This is a genomic window from Planococcus shenhongbingii (assembly GCF_030413635.1).
In the GTDB taxonomy this organism is placed as follows: Bacteria; Bacillota; Bacilli; order Bacillales_A; family Planococcaceae; genus Planococcus; species Planococcus shenhongbingii.
The window spans coordinates 203,026-224,838 of record NZ_CP129235.1 but is presented as its reverse complement, the minus strand read 5'-3'; the positions used below and the strand labels follow the sequence as shown (position 1 = coordinate 224,838).

At 43.5% G+C, this 21,813-nt stretch carries 26 protein-coding genes and 1 riboswitch; of the genes, 4 read left to right on the top strand and 22 right to left on the bottom strand.

The features are described from left to right. Positions 1–19: 19 nt before the first annotated feature. The 4 genes from QWY16_RS01205 to QWY16_RS19350 form a co-directional block, all read right to left on the bottom strand. Complete coding sequence (locus QWY16_RS01205) at positions 20–421, bottom strand: thiol-disulfide oxidoreductase DCC family protein (protein ID WP_300991035.1); 402 nt, start codon at positions 419–421, stop codon at positions 20–22. Between the two features lie 68 nt (positions 422–489). Next, positions 490–837 carry a nuclear transport factor 2 family protein gene (locus tag QWY16_RS01200; RefSeq protein ID WP_300991034.1) on the bottom strand — a complete coding sequence of 116 codons (348 nt, stop codon included), beginning with the start codon at positions 835–837 and terminating at the stop codon, positions 490–492. Positions 838–948: 111 nt separating this feature from the next. Next, positions 949–1,482, bottom strand: a complete 534-nt coding sequence (locus tag QWY16_RS01195; RefSeq protein WP_300991033.1) for a TraR/DksA C4-type zinc finger protein — start codon at positions 1,480–1,482, stop codon at positions 949–951. A gap of 108 nt (positions 1,483–1,590) precedes the next feature. Continuing rightward, complete coding sequence (locus tag QWY16_RS19350) at positions 1,591–1,905, bottom strand: cytochrome P450 family protein (protein WP_367281331.1); 315 nt, start codon at positions 1,903–1,905, stop codon at positions 1,591–1,593. A gap of 147 nt (positions 1,906–2,052) precedes the next feature. After that, a riboswitch (PreQ1 riboswitch) is annotated at positions 2,053–2,100 on the top strand. Positions 2,101–2,197: 97 nt separating this feature from the next. Here QWY16_RS19350 and queF point away from each other — a divergent pair. Then, complete coding sequence (queF, locus tag QWY16_RS01185) at positions 2,198–2,692, top strand: preQ(1) synthase (protein WP_300991032.1); 495 nt, start codon at positions 2,198–2,200, stop codon at positions 2,690–2,692. Positions 2,693–2,830: 138 nt separating this feature from the next. On the opposite strand, the gene QWY16_RS01180 is transcribed toward queF, so the two are convergent. The 8 genes from QWY16_RS01180 to QWY16_RS01145 all read right to left on the bottom strand — a co-directional run bounded on the left by QWY16_RS01180 (position 2,831) and on the right by QWY16_RS01145 (position 10,968). Further along, positions 2,831–3,679, bottom strand: a complete 849-nt coding sequence (locus tag QWY16_RS01180) for an endonuclease/exonuclease/phosphatase family protein (protein ID WP_300991031.1) — start codon at positions 3,677–3,679, stop codon at positions 2,831–2,833. A 178-nt stretch (positions 3,680–3,857) separates the two neighbouring features. Then, the gene (locus tag QWY16_RS01175; RefSeq protein WP_300991030.1) at positions 3,858–4,700 is read right to left on the bottom strand and encodes an endonuclease/exonuclease/phosphatase family protein; all 843 of its coding nucleotides are present in this window, start codon (positions 4,698–4,700) and stop codon (positions 3,858–3,860) included. A 205-nt stretch (positions 4,701–4,905) separates the two neighbouring features. Further along, positions 4,906–5,670, bottom strand: a complete 765-nt coding sequence (locus QWY16_RS01170) for a MerR family transcriptional regulator (RefSeq protein WP_300991029.1) — start codon at positions 5,668–5,670, stop codon at positions 4,906–4,908. Between the two features lie 62 nt (positions 5,671–5,732). Continuing rightward, a complete protein-coding gene (locus QWY16_RS01165; RefSeq protein ID WP_300991028.1) occupies positions 5,733–7,472 on the bottom strand; it encodes an ABC transporter ATP-binding protein in 1,740 nt (579 codons plus the stop codon). Positions 7,473–7,521: 49 nt separating this feature from the next. Next, positions 7,522–8,082, bottom strand: coding sequence for a GNAT family N-acetyltransferase (locus tag QWY16_RS01160; RefSeq protein WP_300991027.1), 561 nt, complete (start codon positions 8,080–8,082; stop codon positions 7,522–7,524). Between the two features lie 22 nt (positions 8,083–8,104). Continuing rightward, complete coding sequence (locus QWY16_RS01155) at positions 8,105–9,316, bottom strand: MFS transporter (protein ID WP_300991026.1); 1,212 nt, start codon at positions 9,314–9,316, stop codon at positions 8,105–8,107. A gap of 153 nt (positions 9,317–9,469) precedes the next feature. Next, positions 9,470–10,663, bottom strand: a complete 1,194-nt coding sequence (locus QWY16_RS01150) for a class I SAM-dependent rRNA methyltransferase (protein WP_300991025.1) — start codon at positions 10,661–10,663, stop codon at positions 9,470–9,472. A 62-nt stretch (positions 10,664–10,725) separates the two neighbouring features. After that, a complete protein-coding gene (locus QWY16_RS01145; RefSeq protein ID WP_300991024.1) occupies positions 10,726–10,968 on the bottom strand; it encodes a hypothetical protein in 243 nt (80 codons plus the stop codon). Between the two features lie 175 nt (positions 10,969–11,143). Here QWY16_RS01145 and QWY16_RS01140 point away from each other — a divergent pair, with 175 nt between their 5' ends. Then, a complete protein-coding gene (locus tag QWY16_RS01140; protein WP_300991023.1) occupies positions 11,144–11,794 on the top strand; it encodes a GntR family transcriptional regulator in 651 nt (216 codons plus the stop codon). 117 nt (positions 11,795–11,911) lie between these two features. Here QWY16_RS01140 and brnQ read toward each other — a convergent pair whose 3' ends face one another. The 5 genes from brnQ to QWY16_RS01115 all read right to left on the bottom strand — a co-directional run bounded on the left by brnQ (position 11,912) and on the right by QWY16_RS01115 (position 16,784). Then, positions 11,912–13,282, bottom strand: a complete 1,371-nt coding sequence (gene brnQ / locus QWY16_RS01135) for a branched-chain amino acid transport system II carrier protein (RefSeq protein WP_300991022.1) — start codon at positions 13,280–13,282, stop codon at positions 11,912–11,914. Between the two features lie 308 nt (positions 13,283–13,590). Continuing rightward, positions 13,591–14,367: a glucose 1-dehydrogenase gene (locus QWY16_RS01130; RefSeq protein WP_300991021.1), complete on the bottom strand. Its 777-nt coding sequence runs from the start codon at positions 14,365–14,367 to the stop codon at positions 13,591–13,593. Positions 14,368–14,391: 24 nt separating this feature from the next. Next, positions 14,392–15,309 carry a DUF2971 domain-containing protein gene (locus QWY16_RS01125; RefSeq protein WP_300991020.1) on the bottom strand — a complete coding sequence of 306 codons (918 nt, stop codon included), beginning with the start codon at positions 15,307–15,309 and terminating at the stop codon, positions 14,392–14,394. A 74-nt stretch (positions 15,310–15,383) separates the two neighbouring features. Beyond that, complete coding sequence (locus QWY16_RS01120; protein ID WP_300991019.1) at positions 15,384–16,082, bottom strand: AIM24 family protein; 699 nt, start codon at positions 16,080–16,082, stop codon at positions 15,384–15,386. 54 nt (positions 16,083–16,136) lie between these two features. After that, on the bottom strand, positions 16,137–16,784 hold the full coding sequence (locus QWY16_RS01115; protein ID WP_300991018.1) for a LysE family translocator: 648 nt from the start codon (positions 16,782–16,784) through the stop codon (positions 16,137–16,139). A gap of 200 nt (positions 16,785–16,984) precedes the next feature. Between QWY16_RS01115 and QWY16_RS01110 the strand changes: the two genes are divergently transcribed. Together QWY16_RS01110 and QWY16_RS01105 are read left to right on the top strand one after the other, a co-directional pair. Beyond that, entirely contained in the window at positions 16,985–17,356 is a 372-nt protein-coding gene (locus QWY16_RS01110; RefSeq protein WP_300991017.1) for a CidA/LrgA family protein, read from the top strand. 2 nt (positions 17,357–17,358) lie between these two features. Next, positions 17,359–18,048: an LrgB family protein gene (locus tag QWY16_RS01105; RefSeq protein WP_300991016.1), complete on the top strand. Its 690-nt coding sequence runs from the start codon at positions 17,359–17,361 to the stop codon at positions 18,046–18,048. 114 nt (positions 18,049–18,162) lie between these two features. Here the strand turns inward: QWY16_RS01105 and QWY16_RS01100 are convergent, their stop codons facing one another. From QWY16_RS01100 to QWY16_RS01085, 5 genes are read right to left on the bottom strand one after another with little or no spacing between them, the layout of a single operon-like run. Beyond that, positions 18,163–18,546 (bottom strand): VOC family protein, encoded by a 384-nt coding sequence (locus QWY16_RS01100; RefSeq protein WP_300991015.1) that lies wholly within the window; start codon positions 18,544–18,546, stop codon positions 18,163–18,165. An 18-nt stretch (positions 18,547–18,564) separates the two neighbouring features. Then, positions 18,565–19,257, bottom strand: coding sequence for an efflux permease Rv1217c-related protein (locus tag QWY16_RS19345; protein ID WP_495885103.1), 693 nt, complete (start codon positions 19,255–19,257; stop codon positions 18,565–18,567). 3 nt (positions 19,258–19,260) lie between these two features. Continuing rightward, the gene (locus tag QWY16_RS19340) at positions 19,261–20,169 is read right to left on the bottom strand and encodes an ABC transporter permease (protein ID WP_367281329.1); all 909 of its coding nucleotides are present in this window, start codon (positions 20,167–20,169) and stop codon (positions 19,261–19,263) included. Beyond that, on the bottom strand, positions 20,150–21,079 hold the full coding sequence (locus QWY16_RS01090; RefSeq protein ID WP_300991014.1) for an ABC transporter ATP-binding protein: 930 nt from the start codon (positions 21,077–21,079) through the stop codon (positions 20,150–20,152). Before QWY16_RS01090 ends, QWY16_RS19340 begins: the two co-directional genes overlap by 20 nt. Then, entirely contained in the window at positions 21,076–21,714 is a 639-nt protein-coding gene (locus QWY16_RS01085; protein WP_300991013.1) for a TetR/AcrR family transcriptional regulator, read from the bottom strand. The genes QWY16_RS01090 and QWY16_RS01085 overlap by 4 nt, the downstream gene beginning before the upstream one ends. Between the last annotated feature and the right edge of the window lie 99 nt (positions 21,715–21,813).

Sequence of the window (21,813 nt, the reverse complement as noted above, 5' to 3'; positions counted from 1 at the left end):
CCTAGGCGCATCAGAGCTTTTACTGTTTATCAAGAAATCTTTTTCGGATATGCGGAGGCGGCAGCATACAGCTATTGAGTTTCCCGAATACCTTGTAGCGGTTTTTAGCGACCACATCATAAGCGCCATCGCGCAATGGACGAGGAAATGATTTTAGATAAAACGCCATTTTCCATAACCCGGTCAAGTGGCGGGAAATCATCAATGCCCCTTCGGATTTAACATAGGCTTTGCCGTCTTGTATCAATACCAGGCTGTCTACGTCCTCCGGCACTTGATGCTTTCGTCTAAGCTCCCGTCCAATATCGCTTTGCAGCGAAGCAAATTGATAATATCCTGCAGGATCATGGTTTATGATGAACTGGACACTGCTATCACAGAAATTACAATCGCCATCAAATAATACAACCGCATGTTCCATCTGAATCCTCCTTTACTTTAAAAAGTACTAGTTATTCCATATCCTCTTTTTCTTCAGCATAAACACTTTCATTCTGAAAGCGTTCCTTGATGAAAAAACAGCTTCCAGCCACTTCCCCGATTTTTCCAAATGGAACTGCGAAGAGATACTTTTCCGCTTGTGTGATTTTGGAGGCGGTACGTTGTTAGTACAGCTTCTGGTCCCAGAATATGCAAGGCAAATTCTGAAATCTCCATCCGGTCCGGGGTTAACGGATGATTTGTGTCATAATCCCTCCGCCTCCAGACTTTCCCTGAACTCCCAAACTCAAAAAATTCCTCATCGAGCACTTCTCCAAGTTTTTGTTTTGAAACCCGGACATCCGGTTGAAGGTGGCTGCATTCCAATTTAAAGATTTCCTTCTCTAATCCCTCCAATACCTTCGCTCCCTATCTGTCATTTCTTTTACTGCAGGCATCTGACAATCCAAGGTCAATCGTATTTTAGCCAAAGAAAACCCCATGCTTGGAAAAGCATAGGGTTGAGGATCAACCTTTTTCTTCGTAGAAATCTTCCATATCTTCATCTTTGCCAGGCTGGTCCTGTGGACTGTCCGAAGAACCAAAATCTTCGACTTCCTGAAATGAATCCGCATCATCCCGAAGCCTGCTGTCTTCTTTTTCCACTGGCTGGCTCGTGGATCCTCTTAACACATCTTCCTCGGGAGGACGTGACGTCATATCAGTATCTTGCTGAGCATGATCAACACAAGTTAAAGCAGTCGGCAATACTTCTAAACGCTCGTACGGGATTTCTTTGCCGCACACTGTGCATTTGCCGTAAGTCCCGTTCTCAATTGCCTCAAGAGCAGCATTTGTATCATCCAATTCGTTTTCTTTAAATTGGTTTAACGCGAGACCGCGTTCCTGATCAAATAAGTCCGTTGCATTATCGGCTGGGTGATTATCATAATTAGACAGTTCGGTTGTATCAAACTCTTCCGTATGCTCCATCCGTCCTTCAAGAGAATTCTTTTGTTTAATCAATTGGTCTTTCAATTGCTTCAATTGTTCCTCAGTCATCCGGGTTCCTCCTTAAAAACTTGCTTGTTCTGTATATTTCCTTTTTCAGAGAAATCAAACCTGATGAAATGCAGCGCCCTTGTATCGCATCAATAATCGTCAAAACGATCAAGCAAGTTGAGCAAATAATCCTCTAATCGATGCTTCATCAATTCGTCTGTTAAACCGGGCATCCCAAAAAGGGTGATATGTAAAAGACGTAAAGGTAAATAGCTGCAGCTGCCGAGGCGTCATAAGCGATATAAAAAGCTGCTTACCGTGCTTATGCCCTTCATCATCCATCGTCTGTTTGGCTTTTTCTCCAACCATGCAAATCGTTGTCTGGCCAAGCAATCGCGTTTGGAAAATGTCCGACTTCAGTTCTATCGCACGATTCCGGATGAATCGATAACTTTCCGTCATTAATGCTAATGTATTGTCCATACCTTTATCACGAGAAATTGATTTTTTCTTTCAGGAGTAACAATGCCTCCTTTGATTGCGGCACTTTTTTGGAAAAAGAAGAGAATTGACAGTGAACGGAAAGTCTTTTACTATAAGTGAGGTTAGTAAAAAATAAATAACCCGGTGACGGGAGAGGTTCATAGCATTATACCCTCTATAAAAAACTATGGATTGACGAAATTCAGCCGAATCCACATGCGATTTGGCTTTTTCTTTTCCTGTTTTTTATACGTCCTCTCTTAAGCCGTATACTTGAAGGAGGCCTTTACCTATGGCAGGAAGAAACGAAGACACATTAGACCATTTGTCGCTGCTCGGCAATCAAAATACGAAGTATAACTTTGAATATGACCCGGACATTTTAGAAGCAATCGATAATTTGCATACACGCGATTATTTTGTAAAATTCAATTGTCCGGAATTTACTTCACTTTGCCCACAGACCGGACAGCCTGATTTCGCGACGATTTATCTCAGCTTTATCCCGGACAAAAAATTGGTGGAAAGCAAATCTCTGAAATTGTATTTATTCAGTTTCCGCAACCACGGCGATTTCCATGAAGACGTCGTCAACATCATCATGAACGATTTAATCAAATTGCTTGAACCCCGTTATATCGAAGTATGGGGCAAATTCACACCGCGCGGCGGCTTGTCGATCGACCCTTACACAAACTATGGAAAACCCGGCACAAAATATGAAGAAATGGCTTCGTACCGCATGATGAACCATGACATGAATCCGGAAACCATTACCAACCGCTAATCGTAAAGCATACCCTTAGCAACATTTGTTGGAATAGAAATAAAAAACTGTAGATAAACTCATTTTACTGAGTCTATCTACAGTTTTTTGATGTGGAGAAAAATATTCTCCGTAAAAGTTCAATTGCTTAATAAAATTTCATTTAAACAACTTTAATTGTTCCGCTTGTGCTGATGATTTCATCGCATTGGCCGTTCTCGACAGAACCAGATCTGCTGCAATCGGCAAATGATCCGATACAGCGGTTTCAATTACGGTTGCCTTTGCAGGCTCCAGATTTTGATCCGTAAAAATATAATCAATCCGTGTCACCGGCTTTAACTTCACTCCATCTGCCTCATGTGTATAAGGAGCCGGGTACGTATAAGAGTTGTCTTTATCCATTTTCAAGAAAACATCATCGTAATGGTTTTCCAATCTTTTGATTTGCAGGTGATCCGGTGCCGCATTAAAATCTCCTGTAATGATTTTTGGAAAACGGCTTTTTTCTGTAATCTCCAAAATTTCATCAATGCTTACTTTGAGTTCTTCTTCTTTCAACGATAAATGTGTGTTAAAGAAGCTAAGATATGTCCCTTTTACTTCGAGAACAACTTCCAGCATTCCCCGCTGTTCACTGTTGGCAATCGGAGAGACCACTTTCGTCAGGAGGTGATTTTCAACATACTTGATCGGATGCTTGCTTAAAACCGCGTTGCCGTACTGGCGCCTGGGCCTTTCAGGTTCATTTGGCTCTAAATCTAAGTTGGCTCCGAAAGCGCCGTACATGCCAAGGCGGCTGCTGAGCCAGTCTACTTGATCGATAAATTCACTGCGTTCAGTAAAATGCCGATCGAGTTCCTGCAATCCGACAATTTCTGCTTCTGATTGCTCAATGACACTTGCTGTCTTTTCCAAATCGACGACATTATTCATACCTAATCCGTGGGCAATGTTGAACGACATCACTTTTATGGGCACGGTGGGGGGGAGTTTTTCTCTCTCCATAAAAAACATCTCCTTTTAAGATGAAACGAGTCCTTGGCAAGGGTTATTGGATGCATTGATTGTAGCAAAATAATACAAAAAATGCTGTTATTTATGTGCTCATTTCAAATAAAAATTTAAGCTATTCAAAAGCTGAAGATATCAGGTAACTTTTTTTAATAGAAAATCGGAAACGCACTTAAACTTTCTGAAGGACTGTTTGTGCTGCTTCTTGTGCATGAGTTTTTGCTGTAGAAACAATGAAGTCAGCAACAATTGGCAAATGGTCTGATGTATCGGTTTCCATTACTGCTACCTGCACCGGATCCAGTTCAGGGTCTGCAAAGACATAATCGATGCGTGTAACCGGTTTGAAGTTTTCACCTGTTTCCGCGTTTCGGTAAGGAGAAGGATACGTATAAGCGTCTCCTCTTTTCATTTTTAAAAAGGTGTCCGCAAAATGCCTATTCAGCCTTCTGATTTGCCCGTCATTAGGAGGAGCATTAAAGTCACCCATCACAATACGGGGAAAATGACGTTTTTCAGTGATGCCAATCAATTCGCCAATGCTGACTTTCAATTCTTCCTCTTTTAAAGAAAGATGCGTGTTGTAAACTGTGATTAAATTTCCTTTAACTTCTATCACTGCTTCCAAAACACCACGCTGTTCATTCTTTCCGAAATCTGTCAGCACTCGGGTCAATTGATGATTTTCCGCATACTTAATCGGGTATTTACTTAAAATCGCGTTGCCGTATTGGCGTCTCGGCTCACCCGCAGCAATCGGCTCAAAATCTAGATTTGCTCCAAATGCCACTTGCATCCCCAGCCGTTCACTTAACCACCGTGCCTGGTCAACAAAAGCACTGCGGGAAGAAAAATAGCAGTCGACTTCCTGCAATGCAATAATATTGGCGCAAGAGTCCTCAATAATACCAGCCGTTTTCTCCAAATCCACTATTCCATTCATTCCCAAACCATGAGCGATGTTAAATGACATGACTTTGACAGAAACAACTGGTTCTTTTCCTTTTTCAAGCATGCAACCCTCTCCTTTTTGAATGAAGCAATTTACCGTTCACTTATCTTTGTCACTTTGATTATAGCAAAGCAAACAGCAAAATTTTATTGTTAATATGTAAATTTCTGTTAAGTGTTTGTAAAGGGATTGAAATGCCGTTAATAAAATTTTTTACATTAAAAGGCGGGTTCAGCCAAATGGCTGGACCCGCCTATCATAGAACCGCTTATAAATTGGCTCCAGTATAAATTAAAATTGCATCCCGCAAGAATTCAGTGGCGTTCGGATGCACTTTGTTGTAATAAGCGGCAAAGCGCTCATCGTCTACGTACATTCTGGCAAGTCCCGCATGTGCTTCTTTGCTGTACGACGGCCATGTGAAGGTCAGCCACTGCTTGTGCAAGTCTGCTGTTTTTTGGGCAATTTCACTTGCTGGGTCTCCGGTTTTGCAAGCTTCGGCAAGTGCCTCCATCAGCTCTTTTTCCAAACGCATGAATTCTTCGTATTGTGATTCGCTCATATTCAGCATTTTGGAATTGGAACGGTCGACTACATCATCACCGTATTTCGCACGGACTTCTTCACCGTATTGCTTTTCATTGTCGTCAACTAATTTCTGCTTAAAACCTTGGAACTTTTCCTTGTCAGCCATGTGGCTCTTCCCTTCTGCTGCGGAAATGGTTTTTTCCACATTATTGATCAGGAGGTCCAGTTGTCGGCGTTTTTGCAGGAGCTGCTGCCAGTGTTTTCTCAAAGCCGCCGGTCCGTCAAATGCCGGGTCGTTGACAATTTTTTTGATGCTTTCCAAATCGAGTCCGAGTTCCCGGTAAAAGAGGATTTGCTGCAGCTTATCCACTTCGTTCCGGCCATAAATACGGTAACCTGCAGAATTTTTTCTCGCCGGCTTCAGTATTCCTATTTCATCGTAATATCGCAATGTTCTCGTACTGACTCCTGCTAAACTCCCCAGTTTTTGAACAGTGTATTCCATACGCCCACCTCCTGATACCTCCACTCTATACCTTGACGCAGCGTCAAGGTCAAGCTGAAAGTTCAAGTTAATTGCTGCTCCGCAAATTCGCTGTAAAGTTCGTGGGAATGGCTTAATTCAAGGTGTGTTCCTATACCGGTAACTTGGCCTTTTTCAATAAAGACAATTTTATCAGCATCGACAATCGTCGATAACCGATGCGCAATGACCAGCGTAGTGCGTCCCTCCATTAAGCGGCTTAAAGCCTGCTGGACAATTCCTTCTGACTGGCTGTCGAGGCTCGCTGTTGCTTCATCCATCATGAGAATTTTCGGATTGCGGAGAAACGCCCGGGCAATGGCAATACGCTGCCTTTGGCCACCGGATAATTTCACGCCGCGTTCCCCAACTTCTGTGTCTAGCCCTTCTGGAAAGCCCTGAATAAATTCTTCAGCATAAGCCATACGGGCGACATGCCACAATTCCTCATCCGAGATACGGTCTGCATCCGGCAAGCCGTAAGTTAAGTTCGCACGGATTGTACCACCCATCATGGCACTTTCCTGGGACACATAGCCGATTTGGTTTCGCCAGGAAGTCATTGACAACTCGTTGATTGGAATGCCGCCAATTGTAATGATTCCTGCAACCGGTTCATAAAATCGCTCAATCAAGCCAAACACGGTTGTTTTCCCACCACCGCTCGGCCCCGCAAAAGCAATCATTTCACCTGGCTGTGCTTCGAAAGAAATTCCACGAAGAACCGGATTTCCTTTTTCATAAGCAAAATCCACGCTTTCAACACGTAAAGGTTTATTGGCGATATCGATTTCCATACCTTCCTGGCCTTCTTCAAGCGGCAGCTCCAATATCTCGATGATTCGTTCGGTTGCACCTTTTGCTTTTTGGAGTTCAGTAAAAAACAACGCAAACGTAGTCATCGGCATGATGATTTGAAATAGGTATAAAAGGAATGCTACCAGAGAACCCGTCGACATTGTCCCTTCTGCTACACGAATGCCGCCGTATCCAATAATCATGACAATGACCGCCATTACGACTGTATACATTAATGGGGCAATCAATGCATAGATTTTCGCTTCCTTCAAACCGATTTTAAACAGCTTTTGAATACCGCCCAAGCCTCGGTCTTCTTCTATCGCTTCGGCGGTTGAAGACTTCATTAAGCGGATTTCGCTTAATGTTTGCTGGACATGCCCAGTAAACACTGCTGTCTCATCTTGTAAATTACGCGAAACCTTCGCCATTCGGCGCCCTAGCGGAATCATGATCGCAATAGTGACAGGCACAGATAAAAGCATGATCACTGTCATTTTCCAATCCATCACCAATAAGATAATGACAGCTCCGATAATGGAAATGATGCCGGTGATAAACTGTGGAAAATGATCTGTGATCAAGTTGCGGACAATTCCCGTGTCATTGACGACCCGGCTGACCGTTTCCCCACTCGTTTGCTGGTCGAAATATGGGACACGCAGGCGGATTAAATGAATCCACATCCGGTCCCTCAGCCCGGCTACTATTTTTTGCCCTACCATGCTCAGTAAGTAAATCGATACTCCATTGATAACCGCTTGTAAGATAAATGCAGCGGCTAGACCGCCGATGAGCCATGGACTGATCCAATCCACTGAAAAACCATCCACTAAATCCCTTGTTAAAAGCGGCACTGCCAACCCTACTAAAGTTGTAATAACGCTTGACGCTAAGCCGGTGACCAGCGCCCATTTTGGTATCTTCAACGACAGGATAAGTGAAACAAATGCTTTCAATCCCATTGTTGTTTGTTGTTTTTCCATAATTGAAAGCTCCATTCGAAAAAAATTAAATTCCCGCTTTCTTTAATGCTTAACTGAACTTCGCGTAAATGCATGTATCGGTCAGGTTTTTGCCATCTACTGATAACTCGTCGTTGTGGAGGACGCCTTCCAGCACAAACCCGAGATTTTCAGGAATTGTCCGGCTTTTGACATTTTCTGCGTCGCATCTGATTTCCAGGCGCTTGCAGCCAAAATCATCCAGCGCCAGTTCAGACAGAGCAGATACCGCTTCTGCCATGTAGCCAAAACCGCTCCATCTCGTCTCAATCCAGTAACCGATTTCCATTTTTGGAATGTCCCATTCAATCGCATGAAAACCAGTGGAACCGATAAATTCCCCGGTTTCTTTGTTAAAAATGATATAACGCAGGACTTCCCGTTTCAAGAAATTGATATGAGCTTCCAGCACATCGATTTCAGTCTCTTCTACAGAAGGCACTTGCTGTGCAAACGGCAGCCAGGGCTTCAATTCTTTGATCGAAGAACGGATAGCGGCATTCACTGCTTTGCCGTCCCCTGGTTTCGGCATGCGCAGCAGCAAGCGCTCTGTTTTAATTTCAGCAGGTATCTCCGGCACTGTATTGTTCATGTCCATCATCCTTTTCAGCAGATTAAGCAGCAGTTATTTTCCGGTCCTTTGGCAATCCTAAACCGACGAGTCCAATAATAGGAAAAAATGAGACCACAATCATGGTTTCGTAAACACCGATAGAATCCATTAAAATGCCGATCACCACACCGCCAATGGCTCCCATGCCAAATGCCAGCCCGACAGTCAGGCCGGACATCGTGCCGATTTTACTCGGCACCAGCTCCTGCGCATAGACCACAGTGACAGAAAAGCTCAGCATGATGAAAAATCCAATCAACACAAGCAGCACAATGACAGCAAACAAAGGTACATAAGGCAAAGCAATGGCCAGCGGAATCGGTACAAAGAGCGACAGGACAATGACATTTTTCCGTCCGACTTTATCCGCCATCGGCCCTCCAAAAAATGTTCCTGCCGCACCTACTGCTAAAAACAAGAAAATATAAAGCTGTCCCGTCTGGATGGTCAGTCCATATGACTCCATCAAATGGAAAATATAAAAACTCGTCATGTTAGTCACATAGAAAGACCGGGCAAAAATGATAATCATCAATAAAGCCAGCGCTATTCCTACTTGTTTTTTCGTCAATTCCGGCAGCGAAGATAAAATGGCTCTTTTGCCTTTTTGCAATTTCTCCTTGGCCAACTGGCTCTTATACCATGCTGAAATTTTCGAAAGGATGAATATGCCGATAGCCGCAACAAATAAAAAAAGTGCAGCGCCATGCTGCCCGAGCGGCACTAATATAAATGCACTGATCAACGGAGCCAGCGCTTGGCCAGAGTTCCCTCCCACCTGATAGATTGACTGCGACAACCCGCGTCTTGTTCCTGCAGCCATATAAGAAACGCGTGAGCCTTCCGGATGGAAAATGGCAGACCCAAGCCCAAGGAACATGACGGACACCAGAATCATCCAGTATTCAGGAGCAAATGCGAGCCCCGCGATTCCTACAAATGAGCTGGCCATGCCGAGCGGCAATGCAAAAGGCATCGGCTTGCGGTCACTGATAAACCCTACGACCGGCTGCAACACAGAAGCTACAATATTCAGCGCAAAAGCGATCAGTCCCAATTGGGTAAATGTTAGTCCAAGGTTGGTTTCAAGAATCGGGAACATTGCCGGTATGACCGCTTGCAAAGAATCATTCAACATGTGGCAAGCACCCATAGCAAACATTACTGGGTAAACTGGATTTCCAGCCAAGGGGGAACTTATTGCTTTCGTCATCAAACTGCCTCCAATGAAATAATATATTCAGATATTTCCATTATAGAGCAGTTTTCCATTATTCGATATTCATTAACGCTAAAAACACCTGCGGAATAAATTCCGCAGATGCCTCAGTGTTTTCTATTATAAAGGAAGATAGTTGCCTGCTGCTTAAACCAATTCCACAAATAGCACTTTTAAATAATCGCCTTCTTTAAACTCTTTTCGTACACGGAAATCGGAAGGAAGCGTGAATTCTTCCACGATGCGGTATTTCTTCCCTTCTTCTTGGAACGCCTTGTCGATAAATCCTTTAAATTTCTTCATGCCGAACGAAGCATTGTTTGTCGACGCCACAATAGTTCCTTGCTTCTCAGTGATGGCGATGGCTTCTTTCATCAAGCTTGTATAGTCTTTCGCTGTACTGAATGTGTATTTCTTGGAACGCGCAAAACTTGGCGGATCAAGAACTACTAAGTCGAACTTCAACTCTTTGCGTTTGGCGTACTTGAAATAATTGAAAACATCCATTACCAGAATGTCCTGATTCTCATAATCAATGCCGTTGACGCTGAATTGTTCAATGGTTTTTGCGGAGCTGCGTTTCGCTAAATCAACACTTGTAGTTTTTTCAGCTCCGCCTAAAGCTGCGGCAACCGAAAAAGCACCTGTATAAGAAAATGTATTCAACACCGTTTTTCCTTTGGCATACTTTTCTTTAATGGCATTCCGTACATCACGCTGATCCAGGAAGATTCCTGTCATCGCACCGTCATTCAAGTAAACAGCAAAGTTTACGTTGTTTTCTTTAACAATCAAAGGAAATTCGCCGCGTTCTCCTGCAACAAAATCATCTTCTTCGATATACTGGCCTTTCGTATCAAAGCGTTTTTTCTGGTAAATCCCTTTAAAATCTGCCACGTTCTGTAATGCTTCAACCACTTCATCTTTAAAGGTATAAACGCCTTCGCTGTACCAGCTCAGCAAATAATAGCCATCGTAATAATCGATTGCCAAACCGCCGAATCCATCGCCTTCTCCGTTGAATACCCGAAACGCGGTGGTGTTTGGATTGCGGAAAAAGTTTTGCCGTTCGGCAATAGCAGCTGTAAGTGTCCGCTCTATAAACCCTTGTCCAATTGCTTCATCTTTATTGCGCGTCAGCACCCAGCCGTAACCTTTGTTCTGTTTGCCGTAATAACCTTTCGCCAAAAACTTGCCTTGCTTATCAACCAAGCTCACAATAGCGCCTTCTGTAATCAGGCTATCTGCATTTTCAAGTGCCTCTTTCGAAATCAACGGCATTCCCCGTTGAAACTCCGCTTTGGCTTTGTCTGTTACTGTCAGTGAAATTTCTTGTCTCATTATTATTCATCCTATCTGCAATTGCCCGATTGTCTTGTTCTAAGTGTAATACAAAGACGTCTTCATTTATACCTGTGGCCATTGGAAAGTTTCAATGGCATAGAAAAGCGCTTCGCATCAATTTTCAGTTCTTCAAGCACTGCTTTAACTGTGCCGCCGTCCAAGTCGTGGACAATCATATATACATCAAAACTCCTTTTATCTCCAAACTTTCCTTCGACTTCTTGATCAAAGTTAACTAAATCTTCTTTGCCGCTTTCCGTCAAACTCTGAAAAAATGGTTTTTGCATCTTTACTTGGTACAAAAACCAACATCGTCTTGCCTCCTTCTTCTGAACTCTCTTTCCCTGTCATTCGCTTCCATAAGAAAATAAAACAAAGCACCGTGTTTGCGATATATTGTATTGAGAATATTTCATTTTTCCACAAAATGGTGTATAATTATGCTATCTTGGACACCATAGAAAGGGTGAATCTGCAATGCCGATTCCAGTAAACCATGCGAAACCGGTTCGTGTTACCGCCAAAGAAAGTGCCTATGAACAATTACAACAATGGATTATTGATGGTACGTTGCAGCCTGATGAAAAATTAGTCGACACCGAACTCGCCCAAGCCCTTAACCTCAGCAGAACCCCTGTCAGAGAAGCTTTGCAGCTTCTAGAAGTACAAGGCTTTGTGGAGATGTTTCCCGGTAAGGCAACACGTGTAACGAAAGTGGAAAAAGAAGATCTTAAAACCCTCTTGCCTCCGCTCGCTGCACTCCAAGCTTTAGCCGCTGAACTTGCGATTCCAAATTTAAAAGAAGAGACAATTGAATTGCTTGAAGATACAAATCGGCGGTTTGCCGAAGCTGTTGAAGCGAAAGATCATTATTCTTCTTTGAAAATTGATGAGGAATTCCATCGGCATATCGTAACAGCGGCTCAAAACCCTTATGTTTATACGCTTTTGGATCGCCTTCAAGCTCATGTAAGAAGACAATTTTTCCATAACTCGCTTATTCTGACTCGCCATTCGGTTGAAGAACATATTCATATTATTAATGCTCTTAAAGAAAAAGATAGTGAAAAAGTCTCAAAACTCATGAAATCCAATTGGATTCGGACTGTTGAAGAATTGTCCCTGTAGCAATGCCTTCACCTATAGCCAATTGAAAAAAGCTGTCTCAAAAGCAAATTTGCTTTTGAGACAGCTTTTTATAATAGAAGCCAGCCCAATTTTTTGGACCAACCAGTACTAATGTTTTCAGCCTTCGTTTTGAGCCGCTTGAACATTGACACCTTTTCTATTGCGGGCAATCAACCCTGTAACTGCAATTACAATCACTGCCGGCAACAACCAGCCAAGACCGTCTGCGTATAAAGGCAACGATGCGGCATAAAAGTCAACAATCGCCTGCAACCAGCTTGGATTTGCTACACCTAGTGAGCCAGTCAATGTTTTTAAGCCGTCGATAACAGCGATAAAGAACGTCACAGTGATAGCCGAAACATAAACAAGGCGATCATGTTTGAATAGTGGTGATGTGAAAGCTAATATGATCAAAACAATTGCAAGTGGGTATAGGAACATCAATACCGGAATTGAATAAGTAATGATATTTGCCAGCCCTGCATTTGCTACGACAAACGAGAATACTGAGAAAATAACGACATATGTTTTGTAGCTGATTTTAGGCGTCAGCTTATGGAAGAACTCCGCATTGGCTACAATCAACCCGATAGCAGTTGTTAAACATGCCAGCGTGATGATAACTGCCAGCAGCAATGTGCCGAACGTGCCGAAGTAATGAGAGGATGCTCCGCTAAGTACTGGACCACCTGTATCTAATAGGCCAAGCGTACTTGTGCTTGTCGCTCCCAAGTAAGCAATTCCCGTATAAACTACTGCCAATAATGCAGCTGCTACGATACCGCTTTTCAATGTAGCCGCTAAAATTCCTTTGGATGAAGTGACTCCAAGCTTACGGACTGTCGCAATGACAATGATTCCGAACACTAATGACGCCAAAGCATCCATGGTGTTGTAGCCTTCTGTGAAGCCTTTCAAAAAGGCATTTCCTGCATATGCTTCTTGTGGTGCTTCCGGTGAGCCCATCGGATTGAAAATAGCAACAATCAATAATGCCCCTAATGTCACTAAAATAGCTGGTGATAAAAATTTTCCGATGCTATCAACCATTTTTGACGGGTTCAAGGAAAGCCAAAGCGAAAGTCCGAAAAATACAGCTGAAAAAATAAGAAGACCGATTGTCATGTATTCTTGGCCAATGAAAGGTGCAATCCCGACTTCATAAGAAACTGCGCCAGTTCTTGGCAATGCGAAGAATGGCCCGATTGTCAAATACAGCAATGAAGTGAAAATCAATCCAAAAATCGGATGAACACGGCTGGAAAGATCTTGAAGGTCACTGCTTTTCGAATAGCCGATCGCTAAAATACCAAGCAGCGGCAAACCAACGCCAGTGGTTAAAAATCCTGCGACGGCGATCCATACTTCCGAACCGGCGTACTGGCCCAGCTGAGCTGGGAAAATCAGGTTTCCTGCTCCAAAAAATAATGCAAATAACATCATGCCAACTACGGCATATGCGCTGAACGACAATTTAGTGTCCATTTTGTTTTCCTCCTAGGTGTATGAAACTCTGGCAGTTGTATATCCTGTTTCATCAAAAATAATCTTGCTATAATACTTCGTGTCCCTAATTCAGGTATGCAATATATCGCTTAAGGTAATAATACAGGATTTAAACGAAAATGCAATAAATATTAAATATAATTTTCAAAAAATCTGTCTATTGTGTGAATTAAGGAAATATAAGTAATTTTTTCAGAATAACTTCTCCTAAAAAATGAGAGTGCATAAGGGTTTAAAAAGAAAATCACCTTAAAAAAAGGCGTAGCCAATTTGGCTACGCCTTTTTTTCATTTCAATTGCGAAGGGTATAAAGTCATACCGCCATCTACAAACAAAGTCGTGCCAGTCACATAATCTGCTTCCGAAGATACAATCCAGGCAGCCGCGGCTGCAATTTGTTCAGGCTGGCCTATCTTTTTCATCGGTATTTTTTCAAGCGTCTTTTGCTTTTCTTCCGGATCTGCATCTTCAGCCGGGTTAGCGGGCGTATTGATTGTGCCAGGAGCTATCGCATTGATGCGGATGCCTTGTTCCGCATATTCAAGTGCCAGCGTTTCCGTCAGCATCTTAAGGCCCGCTTTGGTCACGGCGTAATGCGCATTGTCCACTTTCGGAATAACCTGATGAACACTGGTGATGTTAAGGATGCAGCCGGGTCTGCCCTTAGCCAGCATTTGTTTGATCGCTTCACGGCTGGCAATAAACGCTCCGGTTAAATTAACGTCCAACACGCGCTGCCAGTTTTCCAAACTCAATTCTTCTGACGATTCGCTTTTACTGAACCCAGCATTATTCACTAATACATCAATCGAGCCGTATTGATCGAGTGCAGCATTAATTAGCTTCTGAACGCCTTCTTCATTCGCAACGTCGGCTTCTACGAATACAGCATTTCCGCCATTTGCTGTAATCGCCGCAACCGTCTCTTCAGCCCCTCTTTTATCTGTATGGTAATCCACCACGACGTTCATTTTCTCTTTCCCAAAACGTTCAGCGATTCCTTTGCCGATTCCTTTTGAAGCACCCGTAACAATGGCTGTTTTCCCTGTTAAATCCGGATACATCCAATCACTTCTCATCCTTTTGAATTAATATCTAAGGGCAGCGACCGATTTACTGATCGAGATTTCTTGCATATTATAACCTTTGCTGTTTAGATAATGCTCCATGCCTCTTTTGGCAATATCAATATTGTTCTTCGGTCCGATGGTGATATGGCTGATCGGCAGCCGTTCTTCAAAATCCACTGCAATATATGGAATAATTACTCCATTTTGCGCTCGAAACCGTGCTTCCGGCTGTGTTTCACCACTGGTATTCATATAGGCAATCCGATATTCCTCTTCGCTTTGAAAAGCAGGGTCTTTAAAAAAGATCGCACATGTGGCAATAACTGAAAAAAAATGAGCCGGCAACGCTTTTTTTACTTCTTCCACTTCGTATTGCGTAACCAGTTTGAAGGTTTCTATCAAGAAGTTCATAAGAACCAGCTCTTGTTCCTGGCGGTCATATACTACAAGGCCGTGGACGACGTTTGATTCATCGGGAAAGACGCTCGTTTTTTTCAAAAGATCTTCCACATAGAAGCCAAGATTATAGCCTTCCCCTTTTGCATAGTTATACCAAAGAGCAAGCGAATCTTGGGAATGTGACATTGAAAAGATGTAAACTTCAAAACCGCTTTCTTCAATTTTTTTCAAAAACCGGTTCATTGAAAGTTTCAATTCCCGGATGAATAGCCGCCACAGTTCTGTCTCGTTTTGGATTTTCATTTTGCTGATAACGCTTTTTAAGACATTCGAAAAGTAAACCAATTCACTGGAATCATTCAAGAAATTACCTTTGCTCATCCATAGATTATTCGTCTCGACCATCCCCATCAGACTCTGAAGACTGGTGTAATGATAGAGCGTCTGGCCGGATTCATGGGTTTTCCTGACTTGTTTATCGACTTCGTTCCGGAACTGCCATTCCAATGCTTCTGCCAACTTTATATGTTCTGCCATAACGGCAGCTCCTTTCTTTGAAATGATACAGTTGATTGGTCTCTTTATTCCCGATTGCCCGGCATTCAAACGACTTAAGACAAACCGTTTCCAGCTGTATATACTTCTTCAAAGGGCTGGACGATTACAAAGCCCTCTCCTTTAAATTCCATCTGGACTGATTCCCCGCTGCCCCGGCCAAGGAATGTTCTGATGCTGATATCTGTCCGGAATTCAGGTGTTAAATCGCCTGACCAGGCAACAGTTGCCCCTGGGTCTGTAATCACCGATTCACCCGGTTTCACAAGCAGCGTCAGTGGTTCATAATGGGAGGTGATGGCCACTCTCCCTTTTCCTTTCAAAGTAACGTTGAATAATCCGCCAGCCATCATCCCCGCTACTTTTCTCATCATTTTAATTTCCCATTGGATGCCTGGCTCAAAAGCGAGAAGATCATTGCCGTTAACTGTGATGGATTCGCCATTCAATTCGAAAATGGTGATTTTCTTGCCTTGGTCTGCCAAATACAAACGTCCTTGCCCCGTAGCTTTCATCAACGAAGTGCCTTCGCCAGTCAGTGCCTTCTTGAACATCACTCCGACGCCATGCTCAAGCATGCGTTCCCGCTCAAATTTAATCTGGCCCGTATACGAAATCATCGAGCCGACTTTTGCCCATACCATATCCGTTAAATTCACTTCCAGAATACGCGGTGTTTCCAACTCAAAATAATCATTCTCTCTCTCGTCCTGTTTGGTTTGGCGAATAAACTCTTCAATCGTGTAATTGCCCATTGTCCACTTCCCCTTTCTGTGTTGGTGTATTTACGTCATTGGCTGTCAAAAGTTTCAATTCATTAAAAGCATCAGGTTTTTCATAGCTTGCCAGCCAAATGATAAACCAAATCCAATTAAAGCCAATCCTGCTATAACCGAAAAACTTTTCATAAAACGGTGTCCTGTAAAACTTTTGCCGATATGCACAGAAATGGCAATCACCAAATCCCAAATTGCGATGCCAATAAAAATGGCGATGCTGTACAACAGTACTTCTCCACTGCTTGCATTCTGCAGTGTGCTGGTTAAAACCGAACCATAGATGCCGATCCAGAAAATGATATTCAACGGATTGGAAATCGCAATCACAAATCCCGACAGATAAGCTCCAGTCAGCGGTTCTGTTTTTACTGGGTTCATAACATCTATTCCGGTGATCCGAAATGCATCTTTAATGCTTTCGGTTCCTAAGTAAACCAGCACGACAAAGCCGAAGAGCCAAAGGACAGTTTGTGCAGCCATGCTGGTTAAAAAACCGGAAACCCCAAAGTAAATGAGCAGCATCAACACAACATCTGCAGACATGCCGCCAACGCCAACCATCCAGGCATGCATGAATCCCCCTTGAATCCCTCTTTTCACCATTTCGATTGTAATAGCTCCTACGGGAACAGATAGCGAAAAACCTAAGATGATAAAACCAAGTAAGCCACTGGCCATAACATCCTCCCTTCCTAGCGGTATTGATCGGATGTTCTCCCTTTACCCGCTTCTGTAAATTTAAAAAGAAGAATTTAATTTTTAACTGTTTGTCCCTCTATATGCGCGTTGCTCGCTTTTCAATAAAAATGCTGTAAAATAGCTTATTATGTCAAAGATTACCGTTTCACTTTTCTATTTGAAGAAAGGCGCGATTACATATGAAATTTCTGCTGGTTTTTGCTCAACTTGTTGTTTTGTATGGCTTTTATCTGTTCGGTGAATGGTTGCGCGAATTTTTCAACTTGCCGCTTCCCGGCAGCATCATTGGATTTTTACTGCTGTTTGCGGTCCTTTTGCTAAAAATTTTTCCGCTGAAATGGATTGATTCGGGTGCGCATTTCCTTTTAGCTTTCCTATCGCTCTACTTTATCCCGGCAACTGTCGGCGTCATCGATTATGCAGATGTTTTTACTGGAAAAGGCGTCTGGCTGATCGTCATTGCAGTGTTTAGCACGTTTCTGACTATGGCGGTTTCTTCTTTGTTGAGCCAGTGGTCCAGCCGTTTATCCGGCAAAAGAGAGGAGCATTAAATGTGGTAATCTTTCTTCTGTCTCTGCTGTTTGCAGGGCTTACAATTGTGGCCTATCTCTTTTTGAACAGCCAATATAATAAATACCGCTGGACGCTTTTAAATCCTGTGCTAACCACTACTGTCGTCTTGGTCATTATTTTACTGGTATTCGATGTTTCTTATGACAATTATATGCTCGGAGGAAAGTGGATCGGAGAGTTGCTCGGTCCTGCTGTAGTGGCTTTGGCTGTTCCCCTCTACAAGCAGCGTGATTTATTGCGGCAAAATCTATTGCCAATCACTATCGGCGTCTCTGCAGGAGCGATTGTCGGGTTAACCAGTGGCGCTTTGCTGACGAAGCTGTTCCAGTTTTCCAACGAAATGGTTCTGACGATGCTGCCGAAGTCGATTACGACGCCGGTCGCCATGCAAATGGCGGAAGCGCTCGGAGGCATCCCTTCATTAGCGGCGGTATATGTCATGACTGCAGGGTTTACCGGTATTATTGCGGGTCCTTGGCTATTGAAAATTTTGCGTGTCGATTCTTCCATCGGGGTCGGCATTGGCTTGGGATCTTCTGCCCACGGTCTTGGTACAGCGAAAGCTTTCGAATATGGTCCGGAAGAAGCTTCTATGAGTTCTGTCGCTATGACCTTAAGTGCTGTCGTCGGGTCATTCCTCGGTCCGGTTATTGTCTGGCTGTTCTTTTAACGAAGAACAGCCTTTTAGTCTGCCCAGAAGACGGGTCGCGTATGTTTATCACAGCCTAAAACAAAAACCTGCATGAAAATGAACAAAGCCATTTCCATACAGGTTTTATCAATTTCAGTAATTCAGTTGCCAGGATACGCCGAACCGGTCCACCAGCCAGCCGAACTTTTTGCTGAAAGGATATTCATCTAATGGCATCAAAACCCCTCCGCCTTCCGAAAGCTGGGCGAAAACACGGTCAATCTCTTCTGCGCTGTCGCACGTGACATACAAAGAAATCGCCGGTGTAAAAGTAAATTCGTGATTGACGGGGCTATCGATGCACATCAACATCTGACCATTCAACGTAAAAGCAGCCTGCATGACAGTACCATCTTCATTATGGACAATATTTTCGATACGCGAGTCTTCAAACAGCGATGTATAAAATTCCATCGCTTCTTCTGCCTGTCCTGAAAACATCAAAAATGTGGTGATTTTCGGGATTACTTTTTCCACTATACATACACTCCTTTTTCAATTGCTAATGTCCCTCCGGTTAAAGCCGATAAAGCCGGCAATCAACAAAAATACCGCTACGGCTGTCAAAAGTGCCAGTACCGCAAAATTCTGCTCTTCAACCGGAAGCTGCGGAATATGGCCAAATGGCGTTGCTTTTTCTACCCAATCCGGAAACTGAAACAAAGCCCCCAAATAAACAACGACAAATGAGAAAACCAAATAGAGCCACACCAGACTGGATAACTTTGGCATCCATCCGATAAACACAGCAGCCAAGCCTGCCATGATCCAGGCAGCCGGCAGATAAACTATTGCCGCTTCGTAGAACATCCTAAGCGGAAGCCCTTCCACCATCATCGCATTGCCCACTGAACCAAGCCCAAGTCCCGCAAGCGACAACATGATAAAACTGGTTATAAGAGAAATCAATACATAACTACCCATTAAATGGCTTCTGGAAACTGCACGGCTTAAGAAATGTTCTAATCGGCCATTCTTTTCCTCTCCTTTCAGCCTTAAAACAGCCAGTAATACCGGGATGGTGCCAATAATCGCCATAACCGACATCAACATCGGAATAAATTGTTCGGTCAATGAGCTCCCTGGAGTTGCTGCTAAAAATTCCTGCATGATTTCAACATCGGCAAAAAAGGACTCTAAATCGCCGAGCACTGAACCGTAGGAAGCACCTATCAAGAAAAGCCCAATAGTTCATGCAATAAGACCTGTGCGTTGTAGGCGAATGGCCAATCCCAAAGGACTCTGCAAAATCGGCGAGGCATGGGATTTGCCGGTTCTTGCTGGCAAAAACCCTGAACCCAAATCACGGATAGAATTCAAATAAAGTGCCAGAAGCGACAGCAAAAAAGCGGCAGCCACAGTAAGCCAAATCGGCCACCATATATTTTGGACATATACCTCAGACCGCAAAATCCAGCCGAGCGGAGAAGTCCAGGACAAGGCTTCATTCCCAATATCTCCAATGGCACGAACTGCATAAGCAAACAAGAGCACAGCGATAGACAAGCTGATTGTGCTTCTCGAATTTTGTGAAAGCTGGGCAAAAACGGCTGTGATAGCTGAAAAAATCAAACCGGTTGCTCCCAAGGCGGATCCGTAAAGTAAAGAACCTTCCAAATCCATGCTGGCAATCCCTAAAACATAAAGACCACTTCCTGTAGCCGCTGCGAGCAGCACATTGACTCCGAACATGACAAGCAGCACAGATTGGAGATTCGATAATCGCCCTACCGGCAGCGAACGGATCAACTCGAGCCGGCCGTCTTCCTCATCGCTGCGCGTATGGCGGGCCACTAGCAAAATACTCATCAGCCCGACCACCACAGCTGTCATCAAGAGCATCTGATGGGCCATCATGGCGCCGACAGTATAGTTGTCCAAACCATATCCAGGACCAACCATTGCAGTCATTGCCGGATTTTTCATTGTTTCGGCTATAGCCTGGCGTTCTGCTGCATTCTGATATAAATCCTTAAATGCAATGGCTGTCAACATCGTTGCTATAACAAAAGAAAGCAGCCAGACAGGAATGCGGATGCGGTCCCGGCGCCAGATAAAACGCATTAATGTGCCTGTTTCGTCAAACAAGCTTTTGTCCATGGTAGGCCGCCTCCTGTTTATCTGCTGAACTTCCTCCTTCATAATGGCGCATGAACAATTCTTCAAGAGTCGGCGGAGAACTTTCCAGCTTTACAACGCCGAATCCGCTGATATAGCGGATTACCTGATCCAGTTCTTCCGCATCCACTTGAAAAGACAGAGTCCCTTGTTTCTCCTGTATTCCCTGTATGCCTTTTAATTCGTGCAGCGAAGGCATCGGCCGTTTTGTCTCCACCGTTAAAACAGTTCCTGTCAGATGGCGCAATTCCTGCAAAGTGCCTGTTTCAATAATTTTCCCTTGGCGGATGATGGCGACTTTATCACAAAGCTTTTCAACTTCAGACAAGATATGGCTTGACAGCAAAATGCTTTTTCCTTGTGCTTTCGCTTCTCTCACCCATTCTTGAAAAACACGTTCCATCAATGGATCGAGCCCTGAAGTGGGTTCATCGAGAATATAAAGATCCGCATCTGTCGACAAGGCGGCAACCAATGCCACTTTCTGCCGGTTCCCTTTTGAATACGTCCGGCATTTTTTGGTCGGGTCCAAATCAAATTTCCGTATCAATTCTTCCCGCCGGGTTTTTCCATTGCTTCCGCGCAATTTTAAAAACAAATCAATGACTTCTCCCCCCGTTAAATTGGGCCATAAATTTACATCTCCTGGAACATAAGCCACGCGCTTATGAATATCCACTGCATCTTCCCAGACGTCTTGACCGAAAATTTCAGCTGTTCCCGAAGTCACTTTTAAGAGGCCCAAAAGTACACGGATGGTTGTCGACTTGCCTGCGCCGTTCGGTCCGATAAATCCGTATACTTCTCCTTTGGCGACTTCAATGTCCACACCGTCCAACGCTGTAAAATCTCCGAACTTTTTGGTCAAAGCTGTGGTTTTCAAAATGCTCATGCCAAATCCTCCTTTTCTATATAAAAGCTTTTCTTTAGAATCTCGAGGTAGCCATAGAACTCTTCCCAATACGGTTCAAAATCAATAGAAGCTATTTTTTGGCCTTCCAGCCGCTGCAATAATTCATTTTGATATCCTTCAATGGACCAGCGGATTAATTTGAATGCCTTGTCCGCATCTAAATCCTTTCTGATTAATGACTGATCGATGCCTTCATACATCAAAGCAGCACCTAAAGCGTGCAGCTCCGCGTATTTTTTCTGCAAACGCTCTGGCAGTTCCGCGTCTTTCGCAAGCACAAAAGTCCCTAAGAAATCAAAGACCTGCTTATTTTCCAACTGAGCTTTCATTTTGACTTGTGCTGCCTGTTTAAGGCGCTCAATCAAATCAGTTTCGCTTGTGTCCACCTGCATAAAATACTCATCCATAATGATATCCATGCTGTACTCAATCAAATATTCATACAGTTCCCGTTTGCTTTTAAAATAATAGAACAGCATCCCTTTGCCGATTCCCGCTTTTTTGACAATACGATTTGTGGAAGCTTGCTGATAGCCATTTTCCGCAAATTCCTGAAGCGCAGCATTTAATATTGTCAGCTTTTTCTTTTCTTCGAGATTTGTGAATTTTTCCATCTTCTCCAGCCTCTCCACTATTTTAGACCACATCGGTCGACTACAGAATACTCCCTTAGACCGTACTGGTCAATACAGTTTTCAAAATTATCTATTTTG

Coding starts and splice junctions, on each gene's coding strand:
- QWY16_RS01085 (WP_300991013.1), bottom strand. CDS start 21,714: ATGGAAAAATTCACAAATCTCGAAGAAAAGAAAAAGCTGACAATATTA.
- QWY16_RS01195 (WP_300991033.1), bottom strand. CDS start 1,482: ATGACTGAGGAACAATTGAAGCAATTGAAAGACCAATTGATTAAACAA.
- QWY16_RS01180 (WP_300991031.1), bottom strand. CDS start 3,679: ATGGAGAGAGAAAAACTCCCCCCCACCGTGCCCATAAAAGTGATGTCG.
- QWY16_RS01150 (WP_300991025.1), bottom strand. CDS start 10,663: ATGAGACAAGAAATTTCACTGACAGTAACAGACAAAGCCAAAGCGGAG.
- QWY16_RS01115 (WP_300991018.1), bottom strand. CDS start 16,784: ATGGCCAGTGGCTTACTTGGTTTTATCATCTTAGGTTTTTCGCTATCT.
- QWY16_RS01155 (WP_300991026.1), bottom strand. CDS start 9,316: ATGACGAAAGCAATAAGTTCCCCCTTGGCTGGAAATCCAGTTTACCCA.
- QWY16_RS01160 (WP_300991027.1), bottom strand. CDS start 8,082: ATGAACAATACAGTGCCGGAGATACCTGCTGAAATTAAAACAGAGCGC.
- QWY16_RS01165 (WP_300991028.1), bottom strand. CDS start 7,472: ATGGAAAAACAACAAACAACAATGGGATTGAAAGCATTTGTTTCACTT.
- QWY16_RS01125 (WP_300991020.1), bottom strand. CDS start 15,309: ATGGCAGAACATATAAAGTTGGCAGAAGCATTGGAATGGCAGTTCCGG.
- brnQ (WP_300991022.1), bottom strand. CDS start 13,282: ATGGACACTAAATTGTCGTTCAGCGCATATGCCGTAGTTGGCATGATG.
- QWY16_RS01170 (WP_300991029.1), bottom strand. CDS start 5,670: ATGGAATACACTGTTCAAAAACTGGGGAGTTTAGCAGGAGTCAGTACG.
- queF (WP_300991032.1), top strand. CDS start 2,198: ATGGCAGGAAGAAACGAAGACACATTAGACCATTTGTCGCTGCTCGGC.
- QWY16_RS01130 (WP_300991021.1), bottom strand. CDS start 14,367: ATGTATCCGGATTTAACAGGGAAAACAGCCATTGTTACGGGTGCTTCA.
- QWY16_RS01140 (WP_300991023.1), top strand. CDS start 11,144: ATGCCGATTCCAGTAAACCATGCGAAACCGGTTCGTGTTACCGCCAAA.
- QWY16_RS01090 (WP_300991014.1), bottom strand. CDS start 21,079: ATGAGCATTTTGAAAACCACAGCTTTGACCAAAAAGTTCGGAGATTTT.
- QWY16_RS01110 (WP_300991017.1), top strand. CDS start 16,985: ATGAAATTTCTGCTGGTTTTTGCTCAACTTGTTGTTTTGTATGGCTTT.
- QWY16_RS01120 (WP_300991019.1), bottom strand. CDS start 16,082: ATGGGCAATTACACGATTGAAGAGTTTATTCGCCAAACCAAACAGGAC.
- QWY16_RS19340 (WP_367281329.1), bottom strand. CDS start 20,169: ATGGACAAAAGCTTGTTTGACGAAACAGGCACATTAATGCGTTTTATC.
- QWY16_RS01175 (WP_300991030.1), bottom strand. CDS start 4,700: ATGCTTGAAAAAGGAAAAGAACCAGTTGTTTCTGTCAAAGTCATGTCA.
- QWY16_RS19350 (WP_367281331.1), bottom strand. CDS start 1,905: ATGGACAATACATTAGCATTAATGACGGAAAGTTATCGATTCATCCGG.
- QWY16_RS01205 (WP_300991035.1), bottom strand. CDS start 421: ATGGAACATGCGGTTGTATTATTTGATGGCGATTGTAATTTCTGTGAT.